17 protein-coding genes and 2 tRNA genes are annotated in these 19,322 nt (G+C 26.5%); 16 read left to right on the forward strand and 3 right to left on the reverse strand.

Going from position 1 to position 19,322, the window contains the following annotated elements; genetic code table 11:
* Positions 1 to 42: 42 nt before the first annotated feature.
* Both BN7997_RS00235 and BN7997_RS00240 read left to right on the forward strand, forming a co-directional pair.
* Positions 43 to 119: transfer RNA gene (locus tag BN7997_RS00235), tRNA-Asp, on the forward strand.
* A gap of 14 nt (positions 120 to 133) precedes the next feature.
* Positions 134 to 208, forward strand: a tRNA-Thr gene (locus BN7997_RS00240).
* Positions 209 to 429: 221 nt separating this feature from the next.
* On the opposite strand, the gene BN7997_RS00245 is transcribed toward BN7997_RS00240, so the two are convergent.
* The gene (locus tag BN7997_RS00245; protein ID WP_071118880.1) at positions 430 to 1,419 is read right to left on the reverse strand and encodes an ATP-binding protein; all 990 of its coding nucleotides are present in this window, start codon (positions 1,417 to 1,419) and stop codon (positions 430 to 432) included.
* Between the two features lie 8 nt (positions 1,420 to 1,427).
* On the reverse strand, positions 1,428 to 2,486 hold the full coding sequence (locus tag BN7997_RS00250) for a DnaD domain protein (RefSeq protein WP_071118881.1): 1,059 nt from the start codon (positions 2,484 to 2,486) through the stop codon (positions 1,428 to 1,430).
* Between the two features lie 114 nt (positions 2,487 to 2,600).
* Here BN7997_RS00250 and BN7997_RS00255 point away from each other — a divergent pair, with 114 nt between their 5' ends.
* The 13 genes from BN7997_RS00255 (at position 2,601) to BN7997_RS00315 (ending at position 16,683) form a co-directional block, all read left to right on the forward strand.
* Positions 2,601 to 4,070, forward strand: coding sequence for a M1 family metallopeptidase (locus tag BN7997_RS00255; RefSeq protein WP_071118882.1), 1,470 nt, complete (start codon positions 2,601 to 2,603; stop codon positions 4,068 to 4,070).
* Positions 4,071 to 4,156: 86 nt separating this feature from the next.
* Positions 4,157 to 4,951, forward strand: coding sequence for an MBL fold metallo-hydrolase (locus tag BN7997_RS00260; RefSeq protein WP_071118883.1), 795 nt, complete (start codon positions 4,157 to 4,159; stop codon positions 4,949 to 4,951).
* Between the two features lie 35 nt (positions 4,952 to 4,986).
* A complete protein-coding gene (gene rlmH, locus BN7997_RS00265) occupies positions 4,987 to 5,466 on the forward strand; it encodes a 23S rRNA (pseudouridine(1915)-N(3))-methyltransferase RlmH (protein WP_071118884.1) in 480 nt (159 codons plus the stop codon).
* A 162-nt stretch (positions 5,467 to 5,628) separates the two neighbouring features.
* Complete coding sequence (locus tag BN7997_RS15870) at positions 5,629 to 6,000, forward strand: PepSY domain-containing protein (RefSeq protein WP_071118885.1); 372 nt, start codon at positions 5,629 to 5,631, stop codon at positions 5,998 to 6,000.
* Between the two features lie 658 nt (positions 6,001 to 6,658).
* Complete coding sequence (locus BN7997_RS00275; RefSeq protein ID WP_071118886.1) at positions 6,659 to 7,321, forward strand: response regulator transcription factor; 663 nt, start codon at positions 6,659 to 6,661, stop codon at positions 7,319 to 7,321.
* 2 nt (positions 7,322 to 7,323) lie between these two features.
* Entirely contained in the window at positions 7,324 to 8,697 is a 1,374-nt protein-coding gene (locus tag BN7997_RS00280; RefSeq protein WP_071118887.1) for a sensor histidine kinase, read from the forward strand.
* Between the two features lie 91 nt (positions 8,698 to 8,788).
* Positions 8,789 to 9,772, forward strand: coding sequence for a PepSY domain-containing protein (locus BN7997_RS00285; RefSeq protein WP_071118888.1), 984 nt, complete (start codon positions 8,789 to 8,791; stop codon positions 9,770 to 9,772).
* Between the two features lie 316 nt (positions 9,773 to 10,088).
* On the forward strand, positions 10,089 to 11,144 hold the full coding sequence (locus BN7997_RS00290) for an ABC transporter substrate-binding protein (RefSeq protein WP_071118889.1): 1,056 nt from the start codon (positions 10,089 to 10,091) through the stop codon (positions 11,142 to 11,144).
* A gap of 157 nt (positions 11,145 to 11,301) precedes the next feature.
* Positions 11,302 to 11,643 carry a zinc ribbon domain-containing protein YjdM gene (locus BN7997_RS00295; RefSeq protein WP_071118890.1) on the forward strand — a complete coding sequence of 114 codons (342 nt, stop codon included), beginning with the start codon at positions 11,302 to 11,304 and terminating at the stop codon, positions 11,641 to 11,643.
* Between the two features lie 341 nt (positions 11,644 to 11,984).
* Complete coding sequence (locus BN7997_RS00300; RefSeq protein WP_071118891.1) at positions 11,985 to 12,440, forward strand: S-ribosylhomocysteine lyase; 456 nt, start codon at positions 11,985 to 11,987, stop codon at positions 12,438 to 12,440.
* A gap of 5 nt (positions 12,441 to 12,445) precedes the next feature.
* Complete coding sequence (locus BN7997_RS00305; protein WP_071118892.1) at positions 12,446 to 13,168, forward strand: vitamin B12 dependent-methionine synthase activation domain-containing protein; 723 nt, start codon at positions 12,446 to 12,448, stop codon at positions 13,166 to 13,168.
* The gene (locus BN7997_RS00310; RefSeq protein ID WP_071118893.1) at positions 13,140 to 15,530 is read left to right on the forward strand and encodes a homocysteine S-methyltransferase family protein; all 2,391 of its coding nucleotides are present in this window, start codon (positions 13,140 to 13,142) and stop codon (positions 15,528 to 15,530) included. The genes BN7997_RS00305 and BN7997_RS00310 overlap by 29 nt, the downstream gene beginning before the upstream one ends.
* Before the next feature lie 193 nt (positions 15,531 to 15,723).
* Positions 15,724 to 16,683 (forward strand): carbohydrate kinase family protein, encoded by a 960-nt coding sequence (locus BN7997_RS00315; protein WP_071118894.1) that lies wholly within the window; start codon positions 15,724 to 15,726, stop codon positions 16,681 to 16,683.
* Between the two features lie 137 nt (positions 16,684 to 16,820).
* Here BN7997_RS00315 and BN7997_RS00320 read toward each other — a convergent pair whose 3' ends face one another.
* Positions 16,821 to 18,050 carry an aminopeptidase gene (locus BN7997_RS00320; protein ID WP_071118895.1) on the reverse strand — a complete coding sequence of 410 codons (1,230 nt, stop codon included), beginning with the start codon at positions 18,048 to 18,050 and terminating at the stop codon, positions 16,821 to 16,823.
* A gap of 331 nt (positions 18,051 to 18,381) precedes the next feature.
* Here BN7997_RS00320 and BN7997_RS00325 point away from each other — a divergent pair, with 331 nt between their 5' ends.
* Entirely contained in the window at positions 18,382 to 19,209 is an 828-nt protein-coding gene (locus tag BN7997_RS00325) for a nitroreductase family protein (protein ID WP_071118896.1), read from the forward strand.
* The last annotated feature ends 113 nt before the right edge of the window (positions 19,210 to 19,322 follow it).

Genomic DNA, 19,322 nt, shown 5'->3' on the forward strand with positions numbered 1-19,322 from the left:
CACAGGTTCGAGCCCTGTTAGTCCCACCAATTACATAAATGCGGCCTGGTAGTTCAGCTGGTTAGAATGCCAGCCTGTCACGCTGGAGGTCGAGGGTTCGAGTCCCTTCCAGGTCGCCAATTTAATATACTATGCTGGTGTGGCTCAACGGTAGAGCAGCTGACTTGTAATCAGCAGGTTGTAGGTTCGATTCCTATCACCAGCTCCAATAAAACTCTTAGATTATTCTAAGAGTTTTTTATTTTATAAAATAGTATACAAAAGAAATAAATTCATACATTACAAAAATGATATTAACTTTAAACTTTGGATATAAAATTTAATATAGAGTATTAAGAATGTCGAAATTAAACTTAAATATGATTATAAACCTATATAACTTTATAAATAAAAAAATAGAAGAAAAATATTAAGAGTATTTTTCTTCTATTACTGTTTACTTTCCCATCTTAAGTCTTTTCCGATAAACTTAACCATTTTAAATCTATCAAATATTCTTGAGAATATCCTTTGTGCATAATTAGAACCTAATTGCATAGGAGATAAGTTTGTTGATATAATAGTTTTCTTACCAGATAAAAGTCTAGTATTTAATATATTAAATAATTCACTATTAGTGAATGAGTTTGTAAGTTCAGTTCCTAAGTCATCAATAATTAATAAATCACAGTCAAATAAATTTTCGTAGTTTTCCTTAGAAATATGACTATCTGCATTTTTAAATTTATAGTCTTCTATTATTTCAAACATTTTAAATGCAGTTTGATATATAACTAGATGTCCTTTATCTAAAAGAGATTTTGCAATACAGTTACACATGAAAGTTTTTCCAAGTCCTGTATCACCATAGAACAATAAGTTCTCTCCGTTATCTTTATCAAAATCTAATATAAATGACTCACATATAGATACTATTTGAAGCATATTTTGTTGTGGTGATATATTAGATTCTGGATCTTTTTCAGAAGAAAATATATTTGTATCTAGAGTAGTGAAATTTTCTTTTTCAAGCATCCTAGATATATTAGACATTTTGTATGCTTCATTTATTATTTCTTGTTTTAAACAATTGCACTTATGTCCATTATCTAAGAATCCTTTATCTTTGCATATATTACAATCATGTTGGATTTCAAGATATCCATTTGGAACTTTATATTTAGTTAGTAGCTCTTTTTTTTGACTTTTTAATTCATCCATTTTTTTCTTAGATTCTAAAATAATATTTTCTTTATTTGATGGATTTTGTAATACTAATTTAGCTAATTGTAAACCAACTTTGCTTATTTCATCATCTAGTTTTTTAAACTCCGGAATTTGTGAATAAACATCGTTTTTCCTAAGTTCTAAATCAGATTCAGCTTTATCTCTTTTCTTTTGGTAAGAAATAAGTATTTCTCTTATTTTTGATTCTTTCATTTAATCACCTATTTAAATTTATTTTTTTGGCTTTCTTGAAGCATTTTTTCAAGCTCTTCAGGTGTATATTTTGTAAATGTTTGATTTATATTATGGAATCTAGTTTTTACTGTAGGCTCAGATGATTTAGTGTTTTTAAATACTTGTTTTTTCTCTTCAGATTTTTTCTTAAACTCATCATCAAGTCTTTTTATGTCATCTAAAGTCTTTACATCAGATTTTTTCCATTTTTCAATTATACCATTTATATATGATATAGATGGGTTAGATGTATTTTTAGCTCTAGAACATGCAGATAATATAACTTCAATATCCATATTATACTTATCAAACCAACTATCCATAATTCTTTCTTCTGGCTTAGATGGCTGTCTATAGAATCCTAGCTCATTAAATATCGTTTTATAAATCATATATCTTTCACTTCTCACCATAAAGCTATCTTTAACATCTTGAGGAGTGAATAAGTTAGAATCGTACCATCCTCTAAGAATAGATTCAATATACTTAACAGGTCTAGAAGAACCGTGCTTATCCCTGACATATTCATAAGCACATACTATCATATCAGGATCCATATTATATTTATTCATTATTTCTAATATACTTATTTTTTCACCTGGGTCAAGGTATCTTCCAACTATTTTATTTATCGTAGTAAACATCTTTCTAACGCTAGGGTTTTCTGAAGCTGAAACTATGCTATCACTATTAGATTTTATAGACTTTGTATTTATATGCATATTGTCCATATAAAACTTCTTTAAGTCTAAAAACTCTATTGAATAGTCAAAATCATCTAACCCTTCATTTTTATGCATTCTAATAATATTTTTATTTTGCCAAAATTTCCATGCATCTATTACATCAGAAAGAGGTATATTTAAATTCTTAGCAATTGAATTATTATCAAATTTAGGATTAGAGTTAGGGTCGCATGCTTGTCTATAACCTAGAAGATAAACTTTAACGTATAATCCATTAGCCATAGGCATAAATATATCTATAAAGATATTGGCAATAGTAGTTTCACCTAAATCTATCTCATTGACTTCTTTGAAAAACATTTTATCACCTCAGATAAGATTATATCATAAAAAGCTAAAACTTTAATTACACAAGTTTATCTTACAGAAAAAACAGAAAAATTATTCACATTAAAAAAGAAAGGGGGAAAGAAGTTGATAATAAACTTTACGAAAAAAGTAAGAATATTAACAGGAACGATACTCACGTTATTAATTGTTATAGGGGGCGGAGTATATGTATATCAGAGCAAAAATTCTGTACAAACATCAAATATTGAAGAAGGTAAAAATTTAAACAAATATATTATGGATGTTATTTTCGATGATGAAAGTAAAAGGCTAATGTGTAATCAAAATGTAGAGTATGTAAATAATACAAATATAGCTTTAGACAAAATATACTTCCATATATATCCTAATGCTTTTTCTAAGAAAGAGTTTGCTCCATTTGAAAAAGATGAAATGAATCAAGCATATCCAAATGGATTCAATGAAGGATATATAGATATAAAAAATGTATTAAATAATAATAATAAGTTGGAATATGAGATAAAAGGTGAAAAAAATGACTTATTAGAAGTAAAAATAGGAAGACAACTAAAGCCAGGTGAAAAAATATCCATAGATATGAAGTTTAATGTAAAAATACCTAACTCAGAAGGAAGATTTGGATATGGGGAAAATACTATAAATATAACCAACTGGTTTCCTATAGCATGTGTTCATGATGATAGGGGATGGAATCTAAAGAGTTATGAAGCAGTAGGGGATCCATTCTATAGTGATACAAGTAATTTTTATGTTAAATTACTAATCCCTAGAAAATATAAAGTGGGTTGCACAGGAAACATAGTTTCAGAGAAATCTGACTCAGAAAAAGTACTTTATGAAATACAAGCAAAAAAAGTAAGAGATTTTGCATTTATCTTAAGTGATAAATTTAAAATTAAGAAGGACACTTATAAAGGTGTGAATATAAATACATATAATTTAAATGAAAAGCTATCAACAGAAGTAACTAAGATAGCTAAAGATTCAATTAGTATATTTAGTAATTTATTTGGGGAATACCCATATGATACATATTCAGTAATAGCAAGTGATTTTTACATAGGTGGAATGGAATATCCAACACTAGTTATGATTGATCAAAGTTTATATAATGAAAAGGACAAATTTTTACTTGAATACGTGATAGCACATGAAACTGCACATCAATGGTGGTATTCAGTAATTGGAAATGATGAAATAAGTGAACCTTGGTTAGATGAGGCTCTTACAGAATACTCGACGGTTCTCTATTTTGAAGAAAAGTATGGTAAAGAAGTAGGGTCTAAACTTATAAAGACTATGGAAATGCAAACAAGAAATCATTCTAGTGAAGATATATTTAAAGCAACAACTCAATATAAAAATTCGATAGATTATAGCTTAAACGTATATACTAAAGGAGCATTAGCATTTAATGAAGTAAGAAAAAAAGTGGGAGATGAAGTATTCTTTGAAACTTTAAAAGAATACTACAACACATATATGTTCCAAAATGTAAATGGAGCTAAATTTGTTGATTTATGGAATAAAAAAGGTATAGATATAGATAAAATAATAAGTGAATACAAGTAAATTTTAACTAGAGCATTAAATTTTTATTTAATGCTCTAATTTTTTGGTATAATATAATCTATGACTATAAAGAATGAGGTGACAGTATGCTGAAATATTGTTCAATAGGAAGCGGAAGTAGTGGGAACTGCCATTATATAGGATATAAAGATACCAACATACTAGTAGATGCAGGCCTTAGTGGGAAGAGAATAACTACAGGTCTTGATGATATAAATGTAGATATGGAAAATATAAAAGGAATATTTATTACACATGAACATTCAGACCATATAAAAGGTGCAGGTATAATATCTAGAAAATATGATATACCTATATTTGCAAATGTAAAAACTTGGTGTGCAATGAAGGATAAACTTGGGGATATAAAAGATAGCAATATGAAGGTATTTGAAAATGATAGAAGTTATTCTTTAGGGGATTTAATAATAAGACCTTTTTCTATATCTCACGATGCATCCGATGCAGTAGGATATAATTTTTATGCGGAAAATGAGAAAATGTCTATAGCTACAGATATAGGAATGATAACGGATAATATAAGAAGACACTTATATAAATCAAAATTAGTAGTATTAGAATCAAACTACGACCCTAATATGCTTATGATGGGATCTTATCCTTACTCATTAAAGAAGAGGGTAATGTCAGATACAGGACATTTATCAAATGAAGATGCAGCTAAGTTCTGTATAGACCTTGTAAAAGAAGGAACAGAAAGAATATTATTAGCACACTTAAGTAAAGAGAATAACTTCCCAGAGTTAGCATATGAAACATCTAAATCTATTTTAGCTCAAAATGATATAATAATTGGACAAGATCTAAAACTAGATGTTTTATTAAGAGAAGAAGTATCTGATATATATAATGTAAAATAGTATATATAAAAGTAGGACGGATTAAGGAGAAATTTATGAATATAACTATAATCGGAGTAGGTAAAATAAAAGAAAAATATTTAAAGTTAGGAATAGATGAATTTTCAAAGAGATTAACTAAGTATTGTAAGTTAGATGTAATAGAACTTGATGATGAAAAATGCCCTGAAAATTTAAGTGAAAAGGATATGCTTATTGTCAAAGATAAAGAAGGTAAAAAAATTCTTAGTAAAATAAAAAATAATAGCTATGTTATAGCTCTTGCTATAGATGGTAAAAATTTATCTTCGGAAGAACTTGCAGATACAATGAGTAAGTTAGCGGTTAGAGGCAATAGTCATATAACTTTTGTTATAGGTGGTTCTTTAGGATTATCAGATGAAGTTTTAAAAAGAGCCGATTATAAGTTATCTTTTTCTAAGATGACTTTCCCTCATCAATTAATGAGGCTTATATTGTTAGAACAAGTTTATAGAGCGTTTAGAATAAATAATAATGAACCATATCACAAGTAGATGATATGGTTTTTTTATATTAGATAAATCTATTAATTATTAAATATTATGTAAAAATTAAAAAAATTTAACAAAACTCTAATTTACATTTCATGACAACTATAAATACATATTATATAATTTAGACATGAATTAGGAAGCAATATTTAGGAGGATAAATTAATGGATAAAAATACAGAAAATATAATAGATGTAGTTACAGTAGATGAAAAGAAAAATAAAACTAAAAAAAACATAATAAAGGTTGTTTCAATTTTTTCAGCATCTGCAATCGGATTATGTGCACTTGGAGGAGTAGTATTATACAATATAGTTAAATCAAATATAAACTATACAGAACAACAAGCAAAAGAAATAGCACTTTCACAAGTTCCAGGACAAGTTGTTTATGTAACTAAAGATATAGATTTAGATCATTTAGGATTAGAATATGATATAAAGATAAAGGATAAAAATAATATAATTAGAGAAGTTACTGTTGATTCAAAATATGGAGCTATATCAGACTTTGAAAACTACTATTATAATGATTAAATAATAGTACTACATATTAAAAACTATATTTATAGAATAGTAAATTAATCTGTTGTGTTAGTTATTTTATTAAACATATTGAAGTTACTATACGAAGTTTTAACTATCAAAATAGAGATTGTTTGGCTCTAATATTTTCAGCAATTATAATTAACTAGCGCAACAAGTTAAACTAACAAAAAGGTATCTTATTATAATTTAAATTATAATAAGATACCTTTTATTTTAATTTGTATTATTTACAACCTTACCATTTACCTATAAATATAAGATAGCTAAAAACTATAGAAGAAGTTGTAGATTACCGTATTATTAAGTATAGAAATATATTTTTATATTTATAATATGGTATATATTAGATAAAAATTAATAAATTAAAAAAGATTAAAAAATTTTAATTTAACTCTAATTCTGTATTCATGAAAAACTAAAATCTATATTATATAATTAAATTAAAGATTGTAGCTAGAAAAAATAAAAGCTATTTATAAATAATAGAATATTTTAAACCGAATATAAATTAAGCATTAAGATAATATTCTTAGAAAGTAACAGTGTATGCCAATCTATTATTACAGAATTAGATGATTGATTACTACATTTAAATCGCATAAAAGTATAATTTCAGTAAGTAATAAATTATAAGGGAGTGGTTATAGTGAATAGGATATTAATTGTTGAAGATGAAAGTAGTATCTCTGATTTTGTAAAGGGAGAATTAGAATATGAAGGATATGAGGTTTGTATAAAAGAAGATGGTAGAGAAGGTCTAGAAGAAGCTCTAAATAATGAATACGACCTTGTAATATTAGATATAATGCTCCCATCAATGAATGGATTTGAAATATGTAGAAGAATAAAAAGAGTAAAAGCTACTCCAGTTATAATGCTTAGTGCAAAAAGTAGTGTTATAGATAAAGTAAATGGCCTTAAATTAGGAGCAGATGATTATATATCAAAGCCTTTTGCTATAGAAGAGCTACTTGCACGTATAGAAGTAGTTTTTAGAAGAGAATCTAATCCAAAAGATTCTATATTTAAATTTAAAGATATTACAATTGATACAAAATCAAGAATAGTTAAAAGAAATAATGAAGAAATCAACTTAACAAATAAAGAATACGAATTATTGATGATATTAATAGAAAACAAAGATGAAGTAGTTACAAGAGATGAATTATTAGAAAGAATATGGGGATATGATACAGAAACTAATGTTACTGATGTATATATTAGACATCTAAGATCTAAATTAAATAATGAAAATAAAGAAGAATATATACAAACTGTTAGGTCTATTGGTTATATAATGAGGAGTTAAATATGAAACTAAAAAAACGACCAATATTCTTAGAAATTACAAAAAATTCTTTTTTTGCAATTATTTTAATTTTAACCATATACACAGTTAGCCAATTAGTTGTATTCTGGATATTTATAGATAAACATGAAATAGATTTAGTAAAGAGTAGATATCAAGAAATTATTAATTTATCTAATAGTATTAATACAGAATTTTCAGAAAAGGGATTTATAGAGTATTTAGAAAGACTAGATTACAATGAAAATGATGAATATATTAGAATTTATTCGCCAAATGAACTATACTATCAATCACCTTCAGAAGTATGGCAATATATTAATTTTGATTATGCAAATCAAAATATTCATATAAAATCTAAGTCTTTTGATTTTGAAATATATAAATTAATAACAGGTCCCATACAAATAAATAATTCACAATATACATTACAAATAGTATTAGAAAATGAAATGTTTGGTGATTTTATAGATAATTCTTTACCAATTTTAATAGTATCTATAATTTTAGGATTAATACTAAGTGGTATAGGAGCTATGTATGTTTCTAAAAAATTCATATATAAAATTAGGAAACTTATAGAAACAATGAATGAGATAAAGGCAAATGGACTAAATAAAAGAGCAGAAATTTCAGAAGTAAATGATGAAATAGATAAATTAAATACTGTATTTAATTCAATGATGGATGAAATTCAACATGGATTTGATGAGCAAACTAGATTTGTATCAGATGCTTCACATGAATTAAAAACACCATTAACAGCACTTAATGGACATTTAAGTATGCTTAAGAGATGGGGAAAAAATGATAAAGAACGTTTAGAAAAATCATTAGATACATGCATAAGCGAAGTCGAAAGACTGACAAAAATAGTAAATGATATGTTAACTTTATCTAGAGCAGAAAAAGTAGAGATAGACTTAGAAAATATAAATGAAATTGAACCAAAAATAATAATTAATGAAGTAATAGAACAGTATAAGATTTTAAATCCAGATGTAAATTATATTACTAATATTGATGACATAAAAGTAAAAATTGACCCTAATGATTTAAAACAATTATTAATTATATTTATTGATAACTCAATTAAATACAACAATAAAAATAATATAGAAATTAGAATTAATTTTAAAAAAATATCAAATAAAATGCAACTAGAAGTTATTGATAATGGTATAGGTATACCAAGTGAAGAAATTAATAATGTTATGAAAAGATTTTACAAAGTAGATAAATCTAGAAAACATAATAGTTCTTTCGGAATAGGTTTATCTATTGCAAGTAGGATAGTTAAAAATTATAATGGAGAAGTTTTTATAAGTAGTGAATTAGATAAATACACTAAAGTAACTGTAGTTTTTAAACAATAGAATTTGAATAAAAATTTATAATATTAGTTTTAAATTTTATGGATTTAAAAATTATTTTATATAATAAGACAACTAGGAGGATAAGACAACTATGAAGGCAAAACAATATTTGACATTAGGTTTAGGAATAGTAGCTGGTTTCGGGATATCAGTAGTAGGTGTATCATATGCATCACAAAATTTAGTAAGTAATGTGAAACAAGTGACACCAGAAGTAGCAAAATCAATAATGTTAAATAAGGTACCAGGAGCAAATATTTTAGAATTTTCATATGATGGAGATGATAAAACTCCTAAATATGATGGAACTTTAATAAAAGATAATTACGAGTATGAAGTTGATGTAAATGCAAAAACTGGACAAATCATTAAGTTTGAAAAAGAAGCTATATTTACACCTAATAGTAATGGAAATGCAAATAATGCATCAGCAAATACTCAACAAAGTACTACGCAAAATAATAATAATGCAAGTACAACTAGGAAAGCTTATATAGGAGAATCAAAGGCAAAATCAATAATGCTGAATAAAGTACCAGGAGCTACAATAAGTAAATTCTATCTTGATAATGATGCAACACCAGAATATGATGGAGAACTTATAAAAGGTGATTATGAGTATGATATATCAGTAGATGCAGTAACAGGTGAAATAAGAGAGTTTAGTAAAGAACGTATAAGAAATTATAATAATCCAACAATAAATAACAGTACAAGTACAAATAGTAATACAAATGCAAATAACAATGTAGCTACAAATAATAATACAAATGTAAATAACAATGTGCCTACAAATAATAATGGAAGCACAACTAATAGAACATATATAGGAGAATCAAAAGCTAAGTCAATAATGTTAAGCAATGTTCCAGGAGCTATAATAAGAGGGTTCCACTTTGATAATGACTCAACACCAGAATATGAAGCAGAGCTTATAAAAGATGGTTATGAATACGATATATCAGTAAATGCATTAACAGGTGAAATAATAGAGTTTAGTAAAGAGCGTATAGAACCATATGATGATGACAGATATGACTATGACGATGATTACGATGACAGATACGATGACTAAATTTTAAATAAAATTGAAATATTTTATAACTAATTAAGACCTCATAAGTATATAACATTTAATATATTTATGAGGTTTATTATTTCTAAATAGAAATAATAAATAAATTTACAACTTATTTTTACATATTATATTCAATGTTATAAATTATTATACAAATAAAATCTTATTTATAATATTTATACTCTTATTTTATAATAGTTCTAATATCCATATATATATTTATTGTTAAATTTCAAAAATTATAGAAAAATAGATTGATTATTTTTAGTTTAGGGTATTAGAATAATTATATAAAAATGGAAGGAATTATAATATGAAAAGATCATTTAAATTATTACTTTTATCAATTTGTGTCATAATAATTGGAACATCTTTTGTAGGATGTAATAAAAATTATTCTGAAGAAATAAGTTTTTTTAACTATGGAGAAAATATAGATGAAGAGACTATAAAAGAATTTGAGAAACAATATGGTATAAAAGTTAATGTTGAAACTTTTGATGACATGGAAACTATGTACCAAAAAGTTAGTAATTCAGGAGTTAAATATGATGTTATTCTAGTATCTGATGCTTTAATGCCAAGGATGATTAAAAATAACCTTGTTCAAGAATTAAACAAAGATAATATACCTAATATATCTCAGATGGATGAAGATTACTTAAACTTAGATATAGATCCAGGCAATAAATATTCAGTGCCTTATATGTTTGGAACAGTAGGACTTATATATAATAAAGATGTAGTGAAAGAAGATGTTGATAGCTGGGATATATTGTGGGATGAAAAATATAAAAATAGAATATTTATGTTTGACACTTATAGAGATACATTAGGTGCAGCTTTAAAGAAACTTGGATATTCTTTAAATTCTGAAAATCAAAAAGAAATAGAGGAAGCTAAAGAATTATTATTAGAACAAAGAAAATTAGTAGACCCAATATATGGAGTAGATAATGGGACAACTATGATTCCAGCTGGAGAGTCTGATATAAATATGATTTGGTCGGGAGAAGGATTAAATCTTCAAGCTGAGAACCCTAATTTGGTTTATGTTGTACCTAAAGAAGGTGCAAACTTCTGGATTGATAGTTTATGCATACCTTCTAATGCTAAAAATGTTTCAGGAGCTGAAAAATTCATCAACTTTGTAAGTGATAAAGAAAGTGCATTAAGAATAGCTGATGAAATAGGTTATACAACCCCAAATAAAGAAGCAAGATTAGAGCAACCAGAAGAAGTTAGAAATAATCCGAATGCATATATGCCAAAAGAGATAATGGATAGATGTGAAATATATACTGATTTACCTAAAGATGTTAAAAAAGAATATGATAATGCGTGGATACAAATAAAATCAAGTAATTAAAATGAGGAAGGGTTAGATAATTAGCCTTTCCTCATTTTTAATTACATAATAGTACATATAGGGTCAAAGTTTGTAAATATTATAATAATATGATATTATATAGAACTATAAGAAACCCTATTGCAAAGGGAAGAACAGTAGATGGAGGAATTTAAATATGGAAAACTTACCAAATTGTCCAAAATGTAATTCAGAATATACTTATGAAGATGGAAGCCTTTTAGTTTGTCCAGAATGTGCATATGAATGGTCACAAGAAGCAAGCAATGAAGAAGAAAATGTTATAAAAGATGTAAATGGAAATGTATTAAATGATGGAGACTCTGTAACAGTAGTTAAAGATCTTAAAGTAAAAGGAGCATCATCATCTATAAAAATAGGAACAAAAGTGAAAAATATACGTTTAGTTCCTGATGCAGCAGACGGACATGATATAGAGTGTAAAATAGATGGATTTGGAGCGATGAAGTTAAAATCTTCAGTTGTTAAAAAAGCATAATCTATTATTATATAAACTAAAAAACCATACCTTTTAAAGGTATGATTTTTTAGTTTATATAATAATTTAACTTTATCATCTTTTTGTATCACTTTATAAACTTTACTAAGAAGTTTTTGAATAATAATACGATATTCTACAAGTAAAATGTAAGTAAAAATAACTCAAAATATTATAACAAACTTATTTAAAGGAAACAATGAAAATAAATAGAATAAAATATAAATATTGAAATAAGATTAAAATAAGCATAACTATGTAAAACGTGAAACATAAAATAATCTGTAGATTGGTTTAAAAAAAGGGAAAATATATTTTAAAAAAATTAGGAGGAAGATAAAATGCAAAAAGTAGAAAGTTTTAAATTAGATCATACAAAAGTAAAAGCACCTTATATAAGAAAATGTTGTGAGCTTAAAGGAACTAATGGTGATATAGTTACAAAGTTTGATTTAAGATTCTTACAACCAAATGAAGAAACTTTTGGAACAGCAGCTATACATGGATTAGAGCATTTATTAGCTACATATCTAAGAGAAACTTTAGACGGTATAATTGATTTATCACCAATGGGATGTAGAACAGGTTTTTATTTAATTATGTGGGGTGAAGTTGAACCACAAACAGTTAAAGATGGACTAGAAAAGGCATTAAAAATGGTTTTAGAAGCAACTGAAATACCAGCAGCTACTAAAGTAGAATGTGGAAATTACAAGGATTTATCTTTATTTGGTGCTAAAGAATATGCAAAAGAAGCTCTAGAAAAGGGATTCTCTCTTAATATATACGGAGATTAATTAAATTGGAAAAAAACTTTGCTAATTTAATAGAAATAGATAAAAATGAAGTTTTAAGATATTTAGAATATAATGGTCAATATATAGATGAAAAGTTAGACCATATAATAGATGAGTGTATAAAAATAACCAAACAGAAAATAAACCCTCGATATACTTTGGGGGTTTATTCTATATTAAAAGAGAAGATAGATGATAGCTACCAAATAAAATTTAAAGATAGTAACATATCTATAAAGAGCAAAGACTTATATAAACTATTAGATGGTTGTAGTCAATGCATTTTACTATCAACTACTTTAGGGATAGACATAGAAAAGCAAATCAAAATAAATTCATACTCAAATCTTACAAAAAGCATTATAATCGATGCCTGTGCAACCACAGCAATAGAAGAATTTTGTGATATACTACAAAGTAATATAGAAGATGAACTAAGAAAAGAAGGCAAGTATATAACTAATAGATATAGTCCAGGATATGGAGATTTACCAATAGATATAAATGAAGATATTATAAACTTACTAAATACATCGAATAAAATAGGCTTAACTATAACTAAAGATAAAATAATGATACCTAGAAAATCAGTGGTCGCAATAATAGGTATATCAGAAAATAAATCAACATATAAACAAAAATCATGTTTAGAATGTTCAAACTATAATACCTGTAAATATAAAAAAGGGGATGATAATTATGGATGTAAGGGAATACATAAAAAATAATATACTAATATTTGATGGTGCTATGGGAACTATGCTACAGCAAAAAGGTCTTCAGATAGGTGAAAATCCAGAGGTATTTGGATTAAAAAATCCAGATAAGCTTATTGAAATACATAAATTATATTTAGAAGCAGGTTCAAATGTAATAACAACTAATACGTTTGGAGCTAATGAGCTTAAGTTAGATAAATTAGGATATACAGTTGAAGAAGTAGTAGATAATGCTATAAATATGGCTAAGAAAGCTATAGAAGAATCAGATAAATCCAAGCCTAGATTTGTAGCTCTAGATTTAGGTCCTATAGGAGAAATGTTAGAGCCAATTGGTACTTTAAGTTTTGATAGAGCATATGAAATATTTAAAAGACAAGCTATACAAGGAGAAAAATCAGGTGCAAATTTAATTATTATAGAAACTATGATGGATTTGTATGAAGCTAAAGCTGCTGTTTTAGCTGCAAAAGAAAATACAAACTTACCAGTATTTTGTACCATGACTTTTGATGAAAATGGAAGAAGCTTTACTGGTTGTATGCCGGAAAGCATGGTTGCAACTATAGAGGGATTAGGTGTAGATGCTATTGGAGTAAACTGCTCATTAGGGCCAAAACAACTAATACCTATAGTAGAAAAGATATCAAAAATGGCTACAGTTCCAGTAATAGTACAAGCTAATGCAGGACTTCCTGATATAGTTAATGGCCAAGCAATATATAATGTAGATTCAGAAGAGTTTTTTATTGGAGTGGAGAAGTTTGTTCAATTAGGCGCATCTATAATAGGTGGATGTTGTGGAACTAACCCAGAATTTATAAAGAAAATTTCAGATAATATATCAATATTAAAAAAAGTAGAAATAGAAAAAAATAATAGTTGTGTAGTATGTTCTCCATCAAAATTTGTAGAAATAAAAGCACCAACAGTTATAGGTGAAAGATTAAATCCAACAGGTAGAAAGCTTCTAAAGGAGTCTATTATAAATGAAAATCTTGATTACATAATAAATTTAGGATTAGAGCAAATAGAAGGTGGAGCTGATATTTTAAATGTTAATGTAGGATTGCCTGATATAGATGAAAAGAAAATGATGCTAAAAGTTATAAAGGAAATGCAGTCAGTTATGGATGTTCCATTACAGGTGGATTCTTCAAATATAGAGGCATTAGAGCAAGGTTTAAGATATTATAATGGAAAAACTATAGCAAACTCTGTAAATGGAAAAGAAGAATCACTTAATGCTATATTACCTATAGTAAAAAAATATGGAGCCTGTATAGTTGGACTTACTTTAGATGAAAAAGGTATACCAAGTACGGCAGAAGGTAGATTTAAAATTGCAGAAAAAATAGTAAACAAAGCATTATTTTATGGAATAAAAAAAGAGGATATATTTATAGATTGTCTTTCATTAACAGTTTCAGCTCAACAAGAAGAAGCATTAGAAACTTTGAAATGCATTAAGATGGTAAAAGAAAAATTAGGAGTAAAAACTATATTAGGAGTATCGAATATATCGTTTGGTGTTCCAAATAGAAAAGCTTTAAATAATACATATTTAAATTTAGCTTTATCTGCAGGATTAGATTTACCAATAATAAATCCTAATGAAGAGGGCATAATGGAAACTATAAATGCATTTAAAGTTATAAATAATATAGATAAAGGTTGTGTAAAATACATAGAGAAATATAGTGGTTACAAGAAGAATAATATTATTAAAACAACTAATGATAGAAAACATGATTTATCTTTAGAGAGTATAGTAGAGCATGGTTTAAAAGAAAATGCAAAAGATGCGACATTAAATCTTTTAAAAAAGTATGATGAAAACTATGTATTAGATGAAATTTTAATTCCATCTTTAGATGTAGTAGGAAAAAAATATGATAAAGGTGAAATATTTTTACCTCAATTAATACAATCAGCAGAAACTGTAAAAGTTTCTTTAAATACTATAAAAGATAGTTTAGCAAAGAATAATACTAATACAGTATCAAAAGGAAAAATAATAGTAGCAACTGTAAAAGGAGATATTCACGACATAGGTAAAAATATAGTAAAGATAATGTTAGAAAACTATGGATACGAAGTAATTGATTTAGGCAAAGATGTACCCATAGAAGAAGTTGTAAATCACTCAAAGAAAAATAATATACAGTTAGTAGGGTTGAGTGCACTAATGACTACAACAGTTCATAGTATGAAAGAAACTATAGATGCACTAAGAAAAGAAGGATTAAATACAAAAATATTTGTAGGGGGAGCTGTACTTACTGAAGAATATGCAAAAGATATTGGTGCTGATTATTATTCAAAAGATGCAAAATCAGCAGTAGAAATAGCAAAATTGAATTTCAATTAAAAAATAGGGAATTTTCCCTATTTTTTTGTAACGAACATACACGTAGGGGTAGCAAATATGCATCGTTGATATATGAAAAAAGTAAATTTTATGTAAAAATATGTATAAATAATATTAATGTATAAAATATATAGAAAAAACTAATAAGAATGTGATAAAATAGGAAGGTGATTCTTAGGGAGGGTAGACAACGATGACTGAAAATAGACAGCCTTATGCATTAGTTTTTGGAGTATCAGTTTTTGATATTTGTGGTTTTACAGATAGAAATTATAGATGCAATGATTCTAATCCTGGTAAAGTAAAGACTTCTTTTGGAGGCGTTTGTAGAAATATCGCTGAATGTATGGCAAGAGTAGGTGTTAATACTAAATTTATATCTATTCTAGGTGATGATGAAACTGGAAATAGAATGATGGAACATTCTAAAATAATGAATTATGATATGAGTGAATCTTTAATAGTTAAGGGTGGGTATACACCTACTTATATGGCTATTTTAGATGAGCAAGGTGAAATGGTATCTGCTGTAGTTGATATGAAGATAATAGATATGTTTACTACAGATTTTATAGATTCAAAATCTGAAATAATAAAAAATGCAGAATATATGATATTAGATTCAGATAGACCTGATATCGTTGAATATCTAATAAAAACATTTAGTGAAAATACTAAATTTATACTAGATCCAGTATCAGCTGCTAAAGCAAAGAATATAAAGCATTTAATTAAATATTTCCATACTATAAAGCCAAACAGATATGAAGCTGAAATAATGTGCGGATTTGAAATTAAAAATGATGAAGATTTAAGAAAAGCAGGTAAATACTTTATAGATTTAGGAATAAAAAATGTATTTATAACATTAGATGAAGACGGAATATACTATAATAATGGTATAGAAGAAGGAAAAATAAAAGCTAAAGAAGTATCTGTAGTTAATGTTACAGGTGCAGGTGATTCTTTTGTTGCAGGTATAGCTAATGGATATATGAATAATACAAATATAGTAGATACTGTAAAATATGCAATATCTATGTCAACAATAACTATATCTACAGAAGAAACAATACATCCAGACATGTCTCATGAATTAGTTAAAGAATATATGGACAAGATAGAGTGGATAGAAGTAAATTATAATAAATAAAAATTTACTATATGGAAGAAATTATGTATAATATAATAAAGCTATAGATTAATCTGAAATAGGTTAATTCATATAAATTAAAATTTGTCGTCAACATTAAAAAGACTGAAAGTATATACTTTCAGTCTTTTTTTCTTTTAAAATGCCCAGTTTCCATCCTTAAATACTTGAACTTCTTCACCTTGATGAGTTATACCCACTATATTCATATCATTAGAACCTATCATGAAGTCAACGTGAGTTAAACTATTGTTTACTCCATATTTATCTAATTCTTCATCTTTTATATCATCGCCATTTTTTATACAAGTTTTGTAAGCAGAGCCTATAGCAAAGTGGCAAGATGCATTTTCATCAAATAAAGTATTAAAGAAGACTATATTTGTATCTGATATAGGAGATTTAAATGGAACTAAAGCAACCTCACCTAAGTAGTGAGAGCCTTCATCTGTATCAATAAGCTTTCCTAGTGTTTCAGCACCTTTTTCAGCTGTAAAATCAACTATTTTTCCGTCTTTAAATGTTAAAGCGAAGTCATCTATCACATTACCGCCGTATACTAAAGGCTTAGTACTATGAACTATACCATTAACTTTAAATTTATGAGGCATAGAGAAGACCTCTTCAGTTGGCATATTTGCATTAAAATCAACACCATTAGGGTCCTTAGAAGCACCACTTAACCATATATGACCTTCAGGTAATTCCATAGTTAAATCAGTTTTAGAAGATTTAAATTTTAAAGTTTTGAAGTTCTTATCATTTAAGAAGTCCATTCTTAATTTTAAATCAGCATTATGCTTTCTCCAAGCATCTACAGGATCTTCATTATCTACTCTAGTACATTTAAATATAGCATCCCAAAGTTTATTTACAGCTTCATCAGTAGACACGTTAGGGAATACTTTAGTAGCCCACGCTTTAGTTGGAATTGAAACTATACTCCATTTACATTTATCTGATAAAGTGTAAGAACGCCATTCTTTTAAAGCTACACCAGAAGCCTTTTGGAAGTTTGCAACTCTTTGAGGATCAACATTTTTAAGTAAATCTGGATTTTGAGCGTAAACAGTTAAGAAAGCTCCACCTTCTTTTGCTATATCTACATATTGGTCAGATATCCATCTAGGAAACTCATTAAATGTTTCATCTGGAGCGTGTAAATATTTTAATAAAGTACATTCTTCATCAGACCATTCTATATGTACATTTTTAGCACCTGCTTCATAAGCGTGTTTAACAACTTTTCTAACAAAAGGAGCACATTCTATTGGCGATCTAACAAGTAAAGTTTGGCCTTCTTGTATATTTACGCCAACTTTAACTGCTAATTTTGCGTATCTATCTAGATTTTTTTCAAATGACATAATTTAACCTCCTTGATATTGAATTTTTAATCATTTTTAAACCTAATTATATTTTAATACATATAAGTTATAAAAATACTTAATAAATAAAAATAAATGGTTATTTTTGTAATAATACTCTATACATTCATAGACTAATTAAATTGAACAAATATAATAATAATAAAATATAGAGTTATTAAACTAATATAATAAAAAATAAATAAAATGTATTGATAAATATTAAAATGTTGCAAAATAGCATATTTTATCATAAAACATATACAAAAAATAAAAAAAGAATTTATAATATAATGTAGACACATAAAGAGATTTAATTAGGAGGAAGTAAATGGAGCTATATGATGCCATTTTTTATAGAAAATCAACTAGAAAATACTCTAATAAAAAGGTAAAAGAGGGTTTATTAGAAGAAGTTAAAAATGTATGTTCACAAATTACCTATTTAAATAAAGAATTAGATATAAAAGCACATGTTGTAGATAGAGGCCATTTAGTACATTTTTTAATGGGGAAAAAATGCAAGGTAAAAGCACCTCATTATATAATAGTAACATCTAATAAAGGAAATGATTATTTACAGAATATCGGATTTGCTATGGAGGAGGTAGTTTTAAAACTAACTACTTTAGGACTAGCTACATGTTGGTTAGAATGTAATATAAAAAGAGAAGATATTTTAGAATTTGTACAACTAAAAGACTCAGATGAAGAAAAAAATGATACGATAGTAGAATCAGAAGAAAAAAACGAAGAGTCAAAAAACGTAAATTTAGAACAGCCATATTCAATAATTGCATTTGGTTATCCAGATGAAGATGAAAAATTATTTAGGACTAATAAGGATGTAGATCGAAAGCGTATAAGTCATGTTTGTAGAAAATTAGATAAAAATTTAGAAAAAATTGTAGAAGCACTTAGATGGGCACCATCTGTGAAAAATTCTCAACCTTGGATATTATATAATAACTCAAATATGGTTCATTTATATGAAGAAAAACAAAAGAAAAATATTAAAGATAATAAAATAAGTATGGGTATAGCGCTTAGACATTTTGATATAGCATGTAATAAATTTGGATTAGAAGTTGATTATTCTAAAATAGATGTTAAAAAAAGAATGGCAAAAGAGTATTATATAACTGCTACTTTAAAGTAATAAATATATTTAACCTTAAAATATATGTTGACATTAAAAGTTAAAAGTGTGATAATTATACACAAAGATAAACTTTAAATTATCCCAGAGAGGATATTAAGTATATTTTCAAA

Origin of the sequence: Romboutsia timonensis (assembly GCF_900106845.1) — a bacterium.
Lineage (GTDB): Bacteria > Bacillota > Clostridia > Peptostreptococcales > Peptostreptococcaceae > Romboutsia > Romboutsia timonensis.